The sequence below is a fragment of the Candidatus Accumulibacter propinquus genome (assembly GCF_056856495.1).
The window spans coordinates 455,281-469,529 of record NZ_JBSEHC010000001.1; the positions used below are offsets into that span (position 1 = coordinate 455,281).

General features: G+C 62.0%; 13 protein-coding genes and 2 pseudogenes. 12 read left to right on the plus strand and 3 right to left on the minus strand.

The window, feature by feature from the left end; translation table 11 throughout:
• Positions 1-18: 18 nt before the first annotated feature.
• Together AC15MQ_RS02020 and AC15MQ_RS02025 are read right to left on the minus strand one after the other, a co-directional pair.
• A complete protein-coding gene (locus tag AC15MQ_RS02020) occupies positions 19-225 on the minus strand; it encodes an anti-sigma factor family protein (RefSeq protein WP_287670787.1) in 207 nt (68 codons plus the stop codon).
• Positions 222-872, minus strand: coding sequence for a sigma-70 family RNA polymerase sigma factor (locus AC15MQ_RS02025; protein WP_350496836.1), 651 nt, complete (start codon positions 870-872; stop codon positions 222-224). The genes AC15MQ_RS02020 and AC15MQ_RS02025 overlap by 4 nt, the downstream gene beginning before the upstream one ends.
• Positions 873-1,251: 379 nt before the next feature.
• Between AC15MQ_RS02025 and ald the strand changes: the two genes are divergently transcribed.
• From ald to AC15MQ_RS02045, 4 genes and pseudogenes are all read left to right on the plus strand, one after another.
• Entirely contained in the window at positions 1,252-2,370 is a 1,119-nt protein-coding gene (ald, locus tag AC15MQ_RS02030) for an alanine dehydrogenase (protein WP_287670791.1), read from the plus strand.
• 187 nt (positions 2,371-2,557) lie between these two features.
• Complete coding sequence (locus AC15MQ_RS02035; protein WP_483079166.1) at positions 2,558-3,277, plus strand: phospholipase D-like domain-containing protein; 720 nt, start codon at positions 2,558-2,560, stop codon at positions 3,275-3,277.
• Positions 3,278-3,375: 98 nt separating this feature from the next.
• Positions 3,376-4,490 (plus strand): annotated as a pseudogene (locus AC15MQ_RS02040) (ISAzo13 family transposase).
• A 19-nt stretch (positions 4,491-4,509) separates the two neighbouring features.
• Positions 4,510-7,017: pseudogene (locus AC15MQ_RS02045) on the plus strand (DUF3427 domain-containing protein); the annotation flags it as partial.
• Between the two features lie 283 nt (positions 7,018-7,300).
• Here AC15MQ_RS02045 and AC15MQ_RS02050 read toward each other — a convergent pair.
• A complete protein-coding gene (locus tag AC15MQ_RS02050) occupies positions 7,301-8,110 on the minus strand; it encodes an inositol monophosphatase family protein (RefSeq protein ID WP_287670797.1) in 810 nt (269 codons plus the stop codon).
• A gap of 65 nt (positions 8,111-8,175) precedes the next feature.
• Here AC15MQ_RS02050 and AC15MQ_RS02055 point away from each other — a divergent pair, with 65 nt between their 5' ends.
• The 8 genes from AC15MQ_RS02055 (at position 8,176) to hscB (ending at position 14,148) form a co-directional block, all read left to right on the plus strand.
• Positions 8,176-8,967, plus strand: coding sequence for an RNA methyltransferase (locus AC15MQ_RS02055; RefSeq protein WP_483079167.1), 792 nt, complete (start codon positions 8,176-8,178; stop codon positions 8,965-8,967).
• 60 nt (positions 8,968-9,027) lie between these two features.
• Positions 9,028-9,780: a serine O-acetyltransferase gene (gene cysE, locus AC15MQ_RS02060; protein WP_287655015.1), complete on the plus strand. Its 753-nt coding sequence runs from the start codon at positions 9,028-9,030 to the stop codon at positions 9,778-9,780.
• A gap of 60 nt (positions 9,781-9,840) precedes the next feature.
• Complete coding sequence (gene iscR, locus AC15MQ_RS02065) at positions 9,841-10,335, plus strand: Fe-S cluster assembly transcriptional regulator IscR (protein ID WP_324571919.1); 495 nt, start codon at positions 9,841-9,843, stop codon at positions 10,333-10,335.
• A gap of 13 nt (positions 10,336-10,348) precedes the next feature.
• Positions 10,349-11,506 (plus strand): cysteine desulfurase family protein, encoded by a 1,158-nt coding sequence (locus tag AC15MQ_RS02070; protein ID WP_483079168.1) that lies wholly within the window; start codon positions 10,349-10,351, stop codon positions 11,504-11,506.
• A gap of 53 nt (positions 11,507-11,559) precedes the next feature.
• Positions 11,560-12,771, plus strand: a complete 1,212-nt coding sequence (locus AC15MQ_RS02075; RefSeq protein ID WP_287670801.1) for an IscS subfamily cysteine desulfurase — start codon at positions 11,560-11,562, stop codon at positions 12,769-12,771.
• 23 nt (positions 12,772-12,794) lie between these two features.
• Positions 12,795-13,190, plus strand: a complete 396-nt coding sequence (gene iscU / locus AC15MQ_RS02080; protein ID WP_287655011.1) for a Fe-S cluster assembly scaffold IscU — start codon at positions 12,795-12,797, stop codon at positions 13,188-13,190.
• Between the two features lie 36 nt (positions 13,191-13,226).
• Positions 13,227-13,550, plus strand: a complete 324-nt coding sequence (gene iscA, locus AC15MQ_RS02085) for an iron-sulfur cluster assembly protein IscA (protein ID WP_287655010.1) — start codon at positions 13,227-13,229, stop codon at positions 13,548-13,550.
• 70 nt (positions 13,551-13,620) lie between these two features.
• Complete coding sequence (hscB, locus tag AC15MQ_RS02090; protein ID WP_483079169.1) at positions 13,621-14,148, plus strand: Fe-S protein assembly co-chaperone HscB; 528 nt, start codon at positions 13,621-13,623, stop codon at positions 14,146-14,148.
• Positions 14,149-14,249 lie beyond the last annotated feature (101 nt).

Sequence of the window (14,249 nt, forward strand, 5' to 3'; positions counted from 1 at the left end):
CAGCGGCGCGCGCCGGTTTCAGTTGGGTGGCGGGGCCGGCGGCGGCGTGTCGTCCACCGCCACCTCGTGTCGACAGGCCTGGCGCAGGAAAGACAGCTGCCGACGGTAGTTCCGGCAGCCGAGGCAGATCAGCAGATGCAGGCGCAGTGACCAGCGCCGGCCGCCGGAGAGATCATGATCCATCTCCTCCGACATCAGTTTGACGGCTTCCCTGCAGTTCATCATCTGGGCTGTTCTCCGGCGTTGAACCATTGCTGATCCAGGCACATGCGCAGTCCCATGCGCGCCCGGTGCAGAACGACCCAGCAGTTGTTGCTGCTCATCGCCAGTTCGGTGCAGATTTCGTCGGTTTCCAGGCCGAGCATCTCGCGCATCATGAACACGCGTGCCGTCGCTGCCGGCAGGCGGTTCAGACAGCCATCGAAGATTGCCCAGAAACGCTGGTTCTCGAAACTCTTTTCCGGGTCGCCCCAATCCGCCGGTCGGCTGTCACTGTGCCAGTGTCCGTTGGCGCTGAACAGCGGGTCGAAATCGGCGTCATCGATCTCCGTTTCGGGTGCCTGATAGCTGGGCTCGCGCACTCGCCGCCGGATGATGTCGACGATCTTGTTCCTGAGAATCGAAAACACCCAGGTCTTGAGCTTGGCCCGCTCGGCAAAGCGGTCGGCTCCCTGCAGGGCGGCGAGCATCGCCTCCTGCACGGCGTCTTCGGCGCTGGCCTGATCGCGCAACTGCAGCACCGCGAAGCGCAACATTTCGCGCTGGAAGCCGGCCATCTCGGCAGCGATGCCGGCGGCGGCCGCCGGCAGGGTGCGGCTTCCCGCCGCCGGCGATGGTCCCGGATCGGCACGCCCGCGAGCGTTGGGGGTCATGGCGCTGCGCTCTCCTCTGAACATGCACACGAGTCTGGCACGGGTTCCGATCTCTCCAAAAAGTGGCCTCCAGTCATGCAGGGACCGCCGCCGGGCCCCTTGCACTTCGATGCGAAGGGGGAAGGGCAGGTCACCGGACCTGCTGCCGAAGCCGTGTCCGCACAGGACGGGAACAGGGTTCGCAGTCTATACGCAGTTGCCGGGGCTTGGAACAGCCACGGGTGCGCTGGCTGCCGGGTGTGCGGAGAGCTGCCGCGCGTGCCCTTCCGCTCGCCGCCTGCCATGCCGTTGAACTGGCGCGTGGCGACCCAAAAATGCCGCCATTGCGAACGAAATGCAATAAGATGAGCAGCCCCCAACTACTGGCAAGGAGACTCAGATGCACATCGGCGTACCCAGGGAAATCAAGAACCACGAATATCGTGTTGGACTGACCCCGTCATCGGTTCGGGAGATGGTCGAGCATGGTCACCAGGTGACGGTTGAGAGCGGCGCCGGGACAGGCATCGGCGCGACCGACGAGGTGTACCGCAAGGCCGGCGCGGTCATTGCCGATACCGCCGGGGAGATTTTCGGCACCGCCGAAATGATCATCAAGGTCAAGGAGCCGCAGGCTGGCGAGCGAGCGATGCTGCGCGAGGGCCAGATTCTGTATACCTATCTCCACCTCGCTCCCGATCCGGCACAGTGTGCCGACCTGGTCAGCAGTGGCGCGGTGTGCATCGCCTATGAAACGGTGACGCAGCCCGGTGGCGGCCTGCCGCTGCTGGCGCCGATGTCGGAGGTCGCTGGCCGGCTGTCGGTGCAGGCCGGCGCCTACTGCCTCGAAAAGGCGCATGGCGGCATGGGCGTCCTGCTGGGCGGAGTCGCCGGCGTGCCGTCGGCGCGGATCGTCATCCTCGGTGGCGGCGTCGTCGGCTCGAACGCGGCGCAGATCGCCGTCGGCAGCGGTGCGCAGGTGGTGGTCATCGATCGCAACCTCGACGTCCTGCGGCGCATGGACCGTCTGCTCGGGGCGCGTGTGATCACCGTGTTTTCCAACCGCGACAACGTCGAACACCATGTGTTGCGTGCCGACCTGGTCATCGGTGGCGTGCTGATTCCCGGCGCCGCGGCGCCCAAACTGGTGACCCGGCAGATGGTCGACGCCATGAAGCCGGGGTCGGTGATCGTTGACGTCGCCATCGACCAGGGCGGCTGCTGCGAGACGGCCAAGGCCACCACACACGCCGAACCGACTTACATGGTCGGCAAGGTGGTGCACTACTGTGTGGCCAACATGCCCGGCGGCGTGCCCCGCACCTCGACCTACGCGCTCAACAATGCGACGCTGCCTTTTGCCCTGCAGATCGCCGACAAGGGCTGGCGGCAGGCGCTGCAGGACAACGTTCACCTGCGCAATGGCCTGAACGTCGCTTTCGGCAAGGTCACCTGCCGCGAGGTGGCAGAAGACCTGGGTTACCTCTACCACGATGCACTGTCGGTGATCGCCGGCTGAGCTTTGGCCGGGCGGAGGGCAAGGTGGGCGGCGTAAAGTCCGGATTTCTCCTGGAGTCGCCGGTTCGCGTCGGGCACCCGTTACGATTTTGCCTGGGCGCCGCCCGTGCACGTGACGAATAGCGCCGAGAGCGTCCTGACATGAAGCGCTCGATTCACGTTCTCGGCGGCGACGGTCTGACAAGATCATGAACCCTCATGACGGCCTCTATGACGAGGTGGTCTCCAGTGCCCTGTGGGGTGCGCTATTGAAGACCACCGGCGAGGGTGAGCGCACCCTCGATCCGCTTGCCGCTGAGGATGTTGCCGGGCGCTTATCCGATGCACTGGCCCGCCAACTCTCGCGGATACTCGAGGACCTGGGAGGCACCGGGGAAGAGAGGGCACACCGGCAATTGGAACTGGTCAATTCGATCCTGACGGATGTTCGCCATCGGCTTGGCGGTCATGGCAATCAGATCGATACCGTCCACGCGCCATTGCAGCTGCTACATTCCATCCATCGGCGTACTCCGCCACGCGTACTGCCCGATACCGGTTTGGCCATGCCTTGGCTGTTTACCGCGGGCAAGGGTTCGCCCTCGCTACTGAGTGAGTTACGCCGCGAGCTTGCTGCCTGCGATGAAGTGGATATCCTGGTCAGCTTCATCACCCATTCCGGGGTGCGCAAGTTGCTGGACATTTTGCAATCGGTGACGTCCGTCGGGGCGGATGGCCAGCCGCGCAGCCGCTTGCGTGTGTTGACTACCACTTACACTGGCGCGACCGAGATTCAGGCTGTGGATGAGTTGGCCAGATTGCCGGGGTGCCAGGTTAAGGTGATATCCCCAATTCTTCATACCGTTGTGTGCGATACTTTTAGCCGATTCTGCGATTGGAGGTCTTGCGAATGGGAGTCGCCACGGTAGCGGAAAGGAAGGTTTCTCTTGAAGCCGAGCACCTGGAAGATATCCGGCTTGCTGCGAGCAAGATGACGGGGGCGAGGCGCAGGGCGTTTCAGGCGGAGATGGCGTTGAAATATTGTAGTGGCAGTGCTCGGCGTGCCGAGGAGGTGTTCGGCTGGAGTCGGCAGGCCGTGCAGCTCGGTCTGCATGAGAAACGTACGGGTATCATCTGTCTGGGGCTGCACGCGTTCTGCTGCGGTGCGAAATTGTGGGAGAAGAAACACCCCGAGGTGGCGCAAGCCCTGTGGGAACTGGCGGAAAGTCATGCGCAACAAGACCCGACTTTTCGCACGACCTTGTCGTTCACCCGCCTGACCGCGGAGGAAGCCATCAAGCAGTTGCGAGCGCAGGGATTTGCGGACGATGTCCTGCCTTCCCGAAGCGGTATGTCGAGAGTGTTGAACCGCAACGGGTACCGGTTGCGCCCGGTGCTCAAGGCCAAACCCCAAAAAAAGTCCCTGAAACCGACGCCATTTTCGCCAACATCCGGGAACGTGACCGCGATAGCCAAGACGAAGCCGTCATGCGCCTGAGCATGGACTGCAAGGCGACGGTGAAGATTGGCGACTACTCGCGTGGCGGCAAGACGCGGGGTGACCACCGGGCTGCCGACCACGACATGGGGTGCGAGGAAAAACACACGCCGTTTGGTGTCGTCAATGAAGACAGTGGGTCTCTCCATCTGTCCTTCGGAAGCTCGGCGAAGACCAGCGATTTCATCATCGACAGTCTCTACGCCTGGTGGGAGCGTCAAGCACCCGAGGAGCGTGCTCGCGTCACACACCTCCAGATCAAGGCCGATAACGGACCGGAGAGCAATGGCCGGCGTACGCAATTCCTCAAGCGCATGGTCCAGTTCGCCGATCACATCGGCAAGTCCATCCGCCTCCTCTACTATCCGCCATACCACAGCAAATACAATCCGGTGGAGCGTTGCTGGGGAATCCTGGAAAAGCACTGGAACGGTGCCAAGTTGACCGATACCCAAACGATGCTGGAGTGGGCCAAGACCATGACCTGGAAAGGCGTTCATCCCGTCGTCGAACTGAGCCGCACGGTCTACGAGAAAGGAGTCACGGTGGCCAAGGAGGCTATGCAAGCGGTCGAGTCCCGTCTGGAACGTCACCCGCTCCTACCCAAGTGGGACATCTTGATCCGACCAGTCGGCACGGTATGAACTATCGTAGAAATCACCTAAAGTTTCTCTGGACGGCCGCCGGACCCGGTTGCATGCAAAGGCATGGTTATTCAGGCGCAAGACCGGCTTCGGCTCGGCTTATGTGGGCAGCGCCAACCTTTCGGGTGCGGCCTTGGCGGGAGGGCTCGAATGGACAGTCAAGTTTACCGAGCGTGGGCAGTTGGAGTTATTCGAACGTGCCAAGGCACATTTTGAAACGCTCTGGGACGACAACGAATTCCAAGCATATGATCCGGCAGATAGCAGGCATCGCCGAGCCCTGAGCGACGCGCTAACGCGGGAATCGGGTTACGACATCGTAGCGCGACCGACCTTCTTCGATCTGGAGCCGAAGGCCTATCAACAGGAGATGCTCGATCAGTTGCTGATCGAGCGTGAACGCGGCCGGCGGCGAAATCTGGTTGTGGCGGCCACCGGTACAGGCAAGACAGTTGTCGCCGCTTTTGACTATCGGCGCGAGTGCGAACAGAAGGGCGGAAGACCACGCCTGCTATTCGTCGCGCACCGGTTGGAAATTCTCAAACAGGCAATGCGCACCTTCCGGGAGGTGTTGCGCGACCACTCCTTCGGCGAATTGCTAGTGGGAGGCACGGAGATTGATCACTTCGATCATCTATTCGCCAGCATTGACAGTCTCGCATCTCGCAATCTGGTGCAGCGCTGTGGTGCAGACTATTGGCATGTGGTGGTGGTCGACGAGTGTCATCGTCTCGCCGCAGAGCGCTTCCATAACTTCGTCAGCGTTGTCCGACCACACATTCTCCTGGGTTTGACGGCAACTCCCGAACGCAGCGATGGGCAACCCATTCTGGGATATTTCGACAATCGACCGGATGGCGCTCCGGCGGTTGAACTACGGCTCTGGCATGCTCTCGATCTACAATTTCTGAGCCCCTTCGAGTACTACGCTTGCGATGACGACACCGATTTTTCTCAGGTGCCCTGGGAGCAGCCGGGAGAGCTGGCGGCCATAGACGAGTTGGTCACTGGCAATGAGGTGCGCGCCCGGCTTGTTCTCAACGAGTGGCGTCGTCTGGCTGGCGACCCTGCCCGGTGCCGTGCCTTGGTGTTCTGTGTTTCTGTGGCGCACGCGCTGTACATGACCCAGAAACTGAATCAATCCGGGATCCGAGCGCTTTGCGTGGTGGGAAACACCCCTGACCAAGAGCGACGTCGCGCACCCGAACTGCTCGCAAGTGGTCAGATCTGTGCCCTGGTCACCTGTGATCTCTACAACGAGGGGGTGGATCTGCCTTCGGTTGATACGCTGTTGTTGCTGCGGCCCACCCAAAGCCCGGTCTTGTTTCAACAGCAGATCGGTCGTGGCCTGCGACTGGCCAAGGGCAAGGAAAGCTGTCTGGTGCTCGATTTTGTGGGTCGCCATCGGCAAGACTTTCGTTTCGATCGTTTGCTCGCTACCATCACCGGCCTTTCGCGTGGACAGTTGATCGATGCAGTCGACCAAGGGTTTGGCTCACTTCCGCCAGGCTGCCACATCCACCTGCAACGTCAGACCCGCGATCAGGTATTGAGCAGTCTGAAACGATTGGTACAGCAAAACTGGCGTCGCTTGCGTGCCGAGTTGCAAACCTATGTGGCTCTCAAAGGGCGCGTCAACGTTCGTCTGGCGACCTTTCTACGCGAGCAGGCTGTTGATCTCGAAGACATCTATCGAGGCGCCGGCCGTTCCGGTTGGACAAACCTGAAGCGCGATGCCGGACTATTGACGACTCCGACTGGGCCAGAAGACGATTATTTTGGCGGTCGCTTCGCAGACCTCCTGCATTTCGATGACCCGGCACGCATCAACTTGCTTCTCAAAGTGGGGGAACCGGACGCCTCTTATTTTCCCGAAGTCAAGTCTGAGCAGCCACTGCTACAGATGCTGGCGTATCAGGTGGATGGGCAACACCACCGGACCGGGCGGGGTGCAGATTTTCTGCAGCGATTGAGTGTCCAGACCGATACGAGAAACGAACTGGCCGAGATCGCGGAAGTGCTGCAGGGGAGAAGCACCCTCAGTCATCAGGCGGTTCCGGGGCTGGAAGGCACGCCTCTTTGCTTGCATGGGGCGTATGGTATCCGTGAAATCCTGACCGCCGTGGATTGGCTGACTGCAGAGCGCCGTACGCCATTTCGGGCAGGCGTGCTAGCTTTGCATGCGCAAAAGATTGAACTTCTGTTCGTGACCCTGGACAAGCGAGTCGGATATCATCAGCGCATTGCTTACCACGATTTCGCCATCAGCACCGAGCGTTTCCATTGGCAATCCCAGAATAGTGCGGCTCCGGATACGCCATCGGGCCGCCGTTACCTCGACAGTTCCAGTAACGGCTGGAGTTTTCAGCTGTTCGTCCGCTGCGCCAGAGGAAGTCCATACCGGGCATGTGGCCCAGTCACTTTAGAGCATGCCGAAGGCGCAAGGCCGATGACCATCTATTGGAAACTCGGTAGACCGCTTCCGCTTCGCCTGTTTCAGGAGTTCAGCATCTTGCGCGGCGAGTAGACCAGCATGACCATTGGCAAGGCCGGTACCGCAGTTTCTGTTCGAGGGCTTGAGGATTGCCCGGCACTATGGTGCCGCATTTGAAATGCGGCAAGTCCCGGGGCTTTCGTCCGGCCACAATCGAGGGCTGTTGTCCGCCGCCGGCCTTGGTGACGTCGTTAAGGTAAGAGCGTCTGTCAGTGCCGTCCATCCCGACGCGAGCTTGCCTGGAGCGGGTACCCTTGCTTACGCCAATCGCAACGCACGCCGGACACGCCATCGGCGGTCAACCCGCGCTACGCCCTCACGCCATCAACCCCGGCGTCCGGTGGCCGTCGATCACCTGCAGCAGTTGCGCAAAGACTTTCGGGTTGCCGGCGACCAGGTTACCGGTCTGCAGGTAGGTTTCGTTGCCGGCAAGGTCGCTGATCAGGCCGCCGGCCTCGGAAATCAGCAGCGCGCCACCGGCGATGTCCCAGGGCGACAGGCCGAACTCCCAGAAGCCGTCGAAGCGCCCGCAGGCGACGTAGGCCAGATCGAGGGCGGCGGCACCCGGGCGGCGGATGCCGGCGCTCTTGCGCGCCAGTTCCTTGAAGATCGCCAGATAGGCGTCGATGTGGTCATAAATGCGGTAGGGGAAACCGGTGCCGATCAGCGCTTCTTCGAGGCGCAGGCATTTGCTGACCCGGATGCGGCGTTCGTTGAGGAAGGCGCCGCCGCCCTTGCTGGCGGTGAACATTTCGTTGCGTACCGTGTCGTAGACCACCGCTTGCGTGACCTGTCCGCGGTGAGCCAGCGCGATCGAGACCGCGTACTGCGGCAATCCGTGGATGAAGTTGGTGGTGCCGTCGAGCGGGTCGATGATCCACTGATACTCGCTGCCGCCGGCGCTGCCGGCGGTCTGGCCCGACTCTTCTGCTAGAATGCCGTACTCGGGATAGGCCTCGCGCAGCACGTCGATGATTGCCGCCTCGGCCGCCTTGTCCACTTCGGTGACAAAATCGCTCTGACGCTTGGTGGTGATCTGCAGGTGCTCCAGATCCAGAGAGGCGCGGTTGATGATCTGACTGGCGCGCCGCGCCGCCTTGATGATGATGTTGAGAGCTGGATGCATGGTTTTGGAGAACCTGACGGGCGGCGGTTGTCGCCCGATTGGTGTGGAGGAGTCCCGATTCTAATATGAACCGGCCTGCAAGGTCTCATTCTTCGGGCTCGCTGCTCGACAGGGTGCGCGTCGTGTTGTCGCATCCCAGCCATCCGGGCAACATCGGTGCCGCCGCGCGAGCGATGAAGACGATGGGCCTGTCGCGCCTGACCCTGGTCAATCCCAGGCGTTTTCCGGACGACGAAGCGGTGGCGCGTGCGGCGGGAGCCGGCGACATTCTCGCGCAGGCACAGGTGTGCACGAACCTCGATGCGGCGCTGGCCGACTGTATGTTTGCGTACGCCGTGTCGGCGCGCCACCGCAACCTCGGGCCACCGGCGCTGCAGGCACGTCAGGCCGCCGCTGAGGTACTGGCGAAGGCCAGCACGGGCGAGGTGGCGCTGTTGTTCGGCAACGAGACCGCCGGTCTGTCGAACGCCGAGGTGCAGCGTTGCCGGTGTGCGATCTTCATCCCCGCCAATCCGGAGTACACCTCGCTCAACCTCGCTTCGGCGGTGCAACTGCTGGCCTACGAACTACGGCTGGCTGCCTTCGACAGCCAGCCGCCGGTAGTGACCCGTGCTGTACCCTTTGCCTCGCCGGCGGCAAGCCACCAGGACATCGAACGCTTCCACGCGCATCTGGAGCGGGTGATGGTGAGCAGCGGTTTTCTCGATCCGCAGCAGCCCAAACGGCTGTTGCCCAAGCTGCGTCGTCTTTTCGCGCGTGCCGAGCTCGAACGTGACGAGATCAACATCCTGCGCGGACTGCTCGACGCGGTCGAGAAGCAGGTTGCCGGTGCCGCTGCTCCGGATAGTGCACTGTAATAGTATGGTATTGTACCAGCGCCCCGGCATTGAGGGGTGACCGCTTAGGACTCTCGTTTCATGTTCAACCACCTGCGTGAAGACATTCAATCGGTATTTGACCGTGACCCCGCTGCCCGCACGTTCTGGGAGGTTCTCACCTGCTACCCGGGGGTGCATGCGATGGTCACGCACCGTCTTGCGCACTGGTTGTGGGTGCATCGCCTGCGCTGGCTGGGGCGCCTGGTTTCGCACCTCGGGCGCTTCTTTACCGGCATCGAGATCCATCCCGGAGCGAGCATCGGACGCCGCCTGTTCATCGATCACGGCATGGGTGTGGTGATCGGTGAAACCGCGGTGATCGGGGACGACGTCACCCTCTATCACGGCGTTACCCTCGGTGGCACTTCCTGGAACAAGGGCCGGCGCCACCCGACCCTGGCGAACGGGGTGGTCGTCGGCGCCGGCGCCAAGGTGCTGGGACCGATCACCATCGGGACGTCGGCCAAGGTCGGGTCCAATGCCGTGGTCGTCAAGGATGTGCCGGTGGGGGCAACGGCGGTCGGCAATCCGGCGCGGATCATCGACAGTGCGCAGGCGCAGAAGCGCGAGGAGATGGCCGGGAAACTGGGGTTTTCGGCGTACGCGCTGGCGGGCGATCAGGATGACCCGCTGGCCAAGGCGATTCATGGCTTGCTCGACCATGCAGTCGAGGTCGATCGGCGGTTTGTCCTGCTGCTCAGCAAGCTTGAGGAGGCTGGCGTGCATGTCGAGGGTCCGCTGGTCACCAGCGACCAGTTCGACCCGCAGTACTTGAGTAAAATAGTTGACTAAGCTTCAGTGCGTCGCTATAGTGTACCAATCCAATCAACTATTATGATACGTGGAGGAACCATGAGACTAACGACCAAAGGACGTTTCGCAGTAACCGCGATGATCGACCTGGCACTGCGCTGCAGCGAGGGACCGGTGTCTCTGGCCGGAATCAGCGATCGGCAGAAAATCTCGCTTTCATATCTCGAACAACTGTTCGGCAAGCTGCGCCGCTATGGCCTGGTGGAAAGCGTGCGTGGTCCGGGCGGCGGTTATTGTCTGGCGCGCCGGACCAGCGAAATGACGGTCACCGACATCATTCGCGCCGTCGATGAGCCGCTCGATGCGACGCAATGCGGCGGCCGCGAGAACTGCCGCGACGACGAGCGCTGCATGACCCATGAGCTGTGGACGACGCTGAACGACAAGATGTACGAGTTCCTGAGTTCGGTGACGCTGGCGGAACTGGTTGATCAACAACTGAGAAAAACCGGCGGTCACGTGGCGATCATCCAGGACGCGCGGCGTTTCAAGCCGCGGGCACGTGCCAACAAATCGGTTTCCCTCACCAATTGAACGTCTCTTAGCCATGTTCGCGCCCGTCTATCTCGACCATAACGCCAGCACTCCCGCCGAACCGGCGGTGGTCGAGGCGATGCTGCCCTACCTCTCGGCGCACTTCGGCAACGCGTCGAGCCGGCACGAGTACGGTCGGGCGGCGCGGCGCGCGGTTGACGAGGCGCGCAGCAAGGTGGCCGCCGCAGTTGGCGCACATCCTACCGAAGTGATCTTTACCAGCGGCGGGTCGGAAGCCAACAATCTGCTGATCAAAGGCGCTGCCGCGTGTCTGAAACCCGGTGTGCTGGCAGTGAGTGCCATCGAGCATCCCTGCGTGCTCAAGCCGGCGGAGCAGCTGGAAAGGCGCGGCTGGACGCTGGATCGCTTGGCGGTGGACGCCGACGGACGGATCGACGCCAGCCGCTTCGCCGTGGCCATGGGCCGCAAACCGAAGATCGTTTCGGTGATGCTGGCCAACAACGAGACCGGCGTGGTGCAGGATCTGGGACTGCTGGCCGAGCGTGCGCGTCTCACCGGCGCCTGGTTTCATACCGACGCCGTACAGGCGGTGGGGAAGATTGTCGTCGATTTTCGCCGTCTGAATGCCGCGGGCGTGCATGCGCTGACCGTGTCGGCACACAAGATCGGCGGGCCGAAGGGCGCTGCGGCGCTGGTGCTCGACAAGCGCATCGAGCTTGAACCCCTGATTGCCGGTGGTGGTCACGAACGTGGTTTGCGGTCGGGTACCGAGAATGTGGCGGCGATCGTCGGCTTCGGTGTCGCCTGCGAACTGGCGGTGCAACGTCGGGCGGCGCTGGCACAGCGCCTGCTCAAGCTGCGCGGCGAACTCGAACACGGGCTGCGCGGCTGCGGTGCGACGCTCTTTGGCCAGGCCGCCGAACGCTTGCCGAATACCGTCTATTTCGCGATCCCGGACGTCGACGGTGAAACCCTGGTCGGCCACCTCGACCGTGCCGGATATGCGGTGGCCAGCGGCGCCGCCTGCTCAAGTGCCAATCCGGAACCTTCGCATGTGCTGCAGGCGATGGGTGTCGCGCCCGATCTGGCACGCGGAGCGGTGCGTGTCAGTCTGGGTTACGGCAACACGGCAGAACAGGTCGCCGGTTTTCTGAGTGCCTTGCAGGCCACCGTGGCCCGCCTGCAAGGGCTGACCGCGATGGCCGTCTAGCGGCCCGGCCACATGAAAAACTGCATAACCATGGACAACCCGGAGCAAGATCAATGTTGAAACAGCCTATCTATCTCGACTATTCGGCCACGACCCCGGTTGATGTACGCGTGGCGGAGAAGATGATTCCCTATCTGGTCGAGAAATTCGGCAATCCGGCCTCGCGCTCGCACGCTTTCGGTTGGGAAGCCGAAGCGGCGGTCGAAGAAGCACGTGAAGAAGTGGCCAGACTGGTCAATGCCGACCCGAAAGAGATCGTCTGGACGTCGGGCGCGACCGAGTCGAACAACCTGGCACTCAAGGGAGCGGCACAGTTCCTGGCCGGCAAGGGCAAGCATCTGGTAACGGTGAAGACCGAGCACAAGGCCATTCTCGATACCTGCCGGGAACTCGAACGACAGGGCTTTGAGGTCACCTATCTCGACGTCAGGGACGATGGCCTGCTCGACCTCGAAGTGTTCAAGGCGGCGCTGCGCCCGGACACCATCGTGGTGTCGGTGATGTTCGTCAATAACGAGATCGGCGTCATCCAGCCCATCGCCGAGATCGGCGACATCTGCCGCGCCAGGGGAATCCTCTTCCACGTCGATGCAGCGCAGGCGACCGGCAAGGTGGTGATCGATCTGGCGGCACTGAAGGTCGATCTGATGAGCTTTTCAGCGCACAAGACGTACGGCCCGAAAGGTATCGGTGCCTTGTACGTGCGTCGCAAGCCGCGCGTTCGCCTGACGGCGCAGATGCACGGTGGCGGGCATGAGCGCGGTTTCCGTTCGGGCACGCTGGCGACGCATCAGATCGTCGGTATGGGCGAGGCGTACCGACTGGCACGCCTGGAAATGGGCGCCGAGAACGAGCGCATCCGCATGCTGCGCGACCGCCTGCTGAAAGGCCTGTCGGACATCGACGAGGTATATGTGAACGGTGACCTCGAACGGCGTGTGCCGCACAACCTGAACATCAGCTTTGCGTACGTCGAAGGCGAGTCGCTGCTGATGGCGATCAAGGATCTCGCGGTGTCGTCAGGTTCGGCGTGCACCTCGGCGTCTCTGGAGCCCTCGTACGTGCTGCGTGCCCTCGGTCGCGAGGATGAGCTCGCGCATAGTTCGATTCGTTTCACGCTCGGCCGCTTCACTACCGAGGAGGAGATCGACTACGCGATCAAGCTCCTGCACGACAAGATTGGCCGCTTGCGCGAACTCTCGCCATTGTGGGAGATGGTGCAGGAAGGCGTCGACTTGAGCACGGTCCAGTGGGCCGCGCATTGATGAAGCATTGAAGGAGAAACAGCATGGCATACAGTATCAAGGTCCTGGACCACTATGAAAATCCGCGAAACGTCGGTTCCTTCGGCAAGGAGGAGGAGGGCGTGGCGACCGGCATGGTCGGTGCGCCCGCTTGTGGCGATGTGATGAAGCTGCAGATCAAGGTCGGCAAGGGTGGCGTCATCGAAGATGCCAAGTTCAAGACCTACGGCTGTGGTTCGGCGATCGCTTCGTCGTCACTGGTGACCGAATGGGTCAAGGGCAAGACCATCGATCAGGCTCTGGACATCAAGAACACCCAGATTGCCGACGAACTGGCGCTGCCGCCGGTGAAGATCCACTGCTCGATTCTCGCCGAGGATGCCATCAAGGCGGCGGTCGCCGATTACAAAAAGAAGCACAGCGAACAGGTTTCCGTTTGACACGGTTTGTCGCAACTACAGCAGGAGGTCTTTCGAATGGCTGTGACGCTTTCTGAACGGGCAGCGAGCCACGTCGCCAATTACATGGTCAAGCGCGGCAAGGGTATCGGGTTGCGCCTGGGTGTGCGCACCAGCGGCTGCTCGGGGATGGCCTACAAGCTCGAATTTGCCGATGTCGCCCACCCGGACGACATCCAGTTCGAATCTTACGGGGTCAGGGTGCTGATTGATCCGAAGAGTCTGCCTTACCTTGACGGCACCGAACTCGATTATGCGCGCGAAGGTTTGAACGAAGGTTTCAGGTTCAACAATCCGAACGTCAAGGACGCCTGTGGCTGTGGCGAAAGCTTCAATGTCTGAGTGCTGGCGTGACCCGGTGGCAGACGGGCTTGCTGTTTAAGCGCGCCCGGATCTGAAGGAGGCGCGCCGGATGGACTTCAACGCCGATCACTTCTCGCTGTTCGATTTGCCGCCAACGTTCCGGCTGGACCAGGCGCTGCTTGACCGCCGCTATCTGGAGATGCAGTCCAAGGTGCATCCGGATCGCTTTGCGAGTGCCGGCGAGGCCGAAAAGCGGCTCTCGCTGCAGTGGGCGACACGCGTCAATGAAGCCTACCAGACCCTCAGGAAGCCGCTGGCGCGGGCGCGTTACCTGCTGCATCTGGCAGAGTACGATCTTGGCAGCGAGAACAATGCCCTGATGCCCGCGGACTTCCTCGTTGAGCAGATGGAATGGCGCGAGGCGGTTGCCGAAGCGCGCGCTGCCGGCGAACACCATGAGCTGGAGCGTCTGCACCACCGCTTGCAGCGCGAGATGCGTGAACGCCATGAGGAAATCGCCGTGCTGCTCGACGATCGGCATGATCTGGAGCAGGCCGCTGATCGCGTGCGGCGACTGATGTTTCTGGAGAAGCTGCTCGCTGACATCGACGACGCGATTGCGGCGTGTGAAGAATAGGCCGTACACCTGTATGCGATTGGCCAGCCGGTTTCCAGGGGGCAAGGAGCCGTTGAACGTTTGCCTCACCCCCCGCCCATCGCCCGCAGGCAGGCGATGGG

What these genes read in the sequence shown, in the direction of transcription:
- AC15MQ_RS02020 (WP_287670787.1), bottom strand. Translation starts at nt 225, where the DNA reads ATGATGAACTGCAGGGAAGCCGTCAAACTGATGTCGGAGGAGATGGAT.
- AC15MQ_RS02025 (WP_350496836.1), bottom strand. Translation starts at nt 872, where the DNA reads ATGACCCCCAACGCTCGCGGGCGTGCCGATCCGGGACCATCGCCGGCG.
- ald (WP_287670791.1), top strand. Translation starts at nt 1,252, where the DNA reads ATGCACATCGGCGTACCCAGGGAAATCAAGAACCACGAATATCGTGTT.
- AC15MQ_RS02035 (WP_483079166.1), top strand. Translation starts at nt 2,558, where the DNA reads ATGAACCCTCATGACGGCCTCTATGACGAGGTGGTCTCCAGTGCCCTG.
- AC15MQ_RS02050 (WP_287670797.1), bottom strand. Translation starts at nt 8,110, where the DNA reads ATGCATCCAGCTCTCAACATCATCATCAAGGCGGCGCGGCGCGCCAGT.
- AC15MQ_RS02055 (WP_483079167.1), top strand. Translation starts at nt 8,176, where the DNA reads ATGAACCGGCCTGCAAGGTCTCATTCTTCGGGCTCGCTGCTCGACAGG.
- cysE (WP_287655015.1), top strand. Translation starts at nt 9,028, where the DNA reads ATGTTCAACCACCTGCGTGAAGACATTCAATCGGTATTTGACCGTGAC.
- iscR (WP_324571919.1), top strand. Translation starts at nt 9,841, where the DNA reads ATGAGACTAACGACCAAAGGACGTTTCGCAGTAACCGCGATGATCGAC.
- AC15MQ_RS02070 (WP_483079168.1), top strand. Translation starts at nt 10,349, where the DNA reads ATGTTCGCGCCCGTCTATCTCGACCATAACGCCAGCACTCCCGCCGAA.
- AC15MQ_RS02075 (WP_287670801.1), top strand. Translation starts at nt 11,560, where the DNA reads ATGTTGAAACAGCCTATCTATCTCGACTATTCGGCCACGACCCCGGTT.
- iscU (WP_287655011.1), top strand. Translation starts at nt 12,795, where the DNA reads ATGGCATACAGTATCAAGGTCCTGGACCACTATGAAAATCCGCGAAAC.
- iscA (WP_287655010.1), top strand. Translation starts at nt 13,227, where the DNA reads ATGGCTGTGACGCTTTCTGAACGGGCAGCGAGCCACGTCGCCAATTAC.
- hscB (WP_483079169.1), top strand. Translation starts at nt 13,621, where the DNA reads ATGGACTTCAACGCCGATCACTTCTCGCTGTTCGATTTGCCGCCAACG.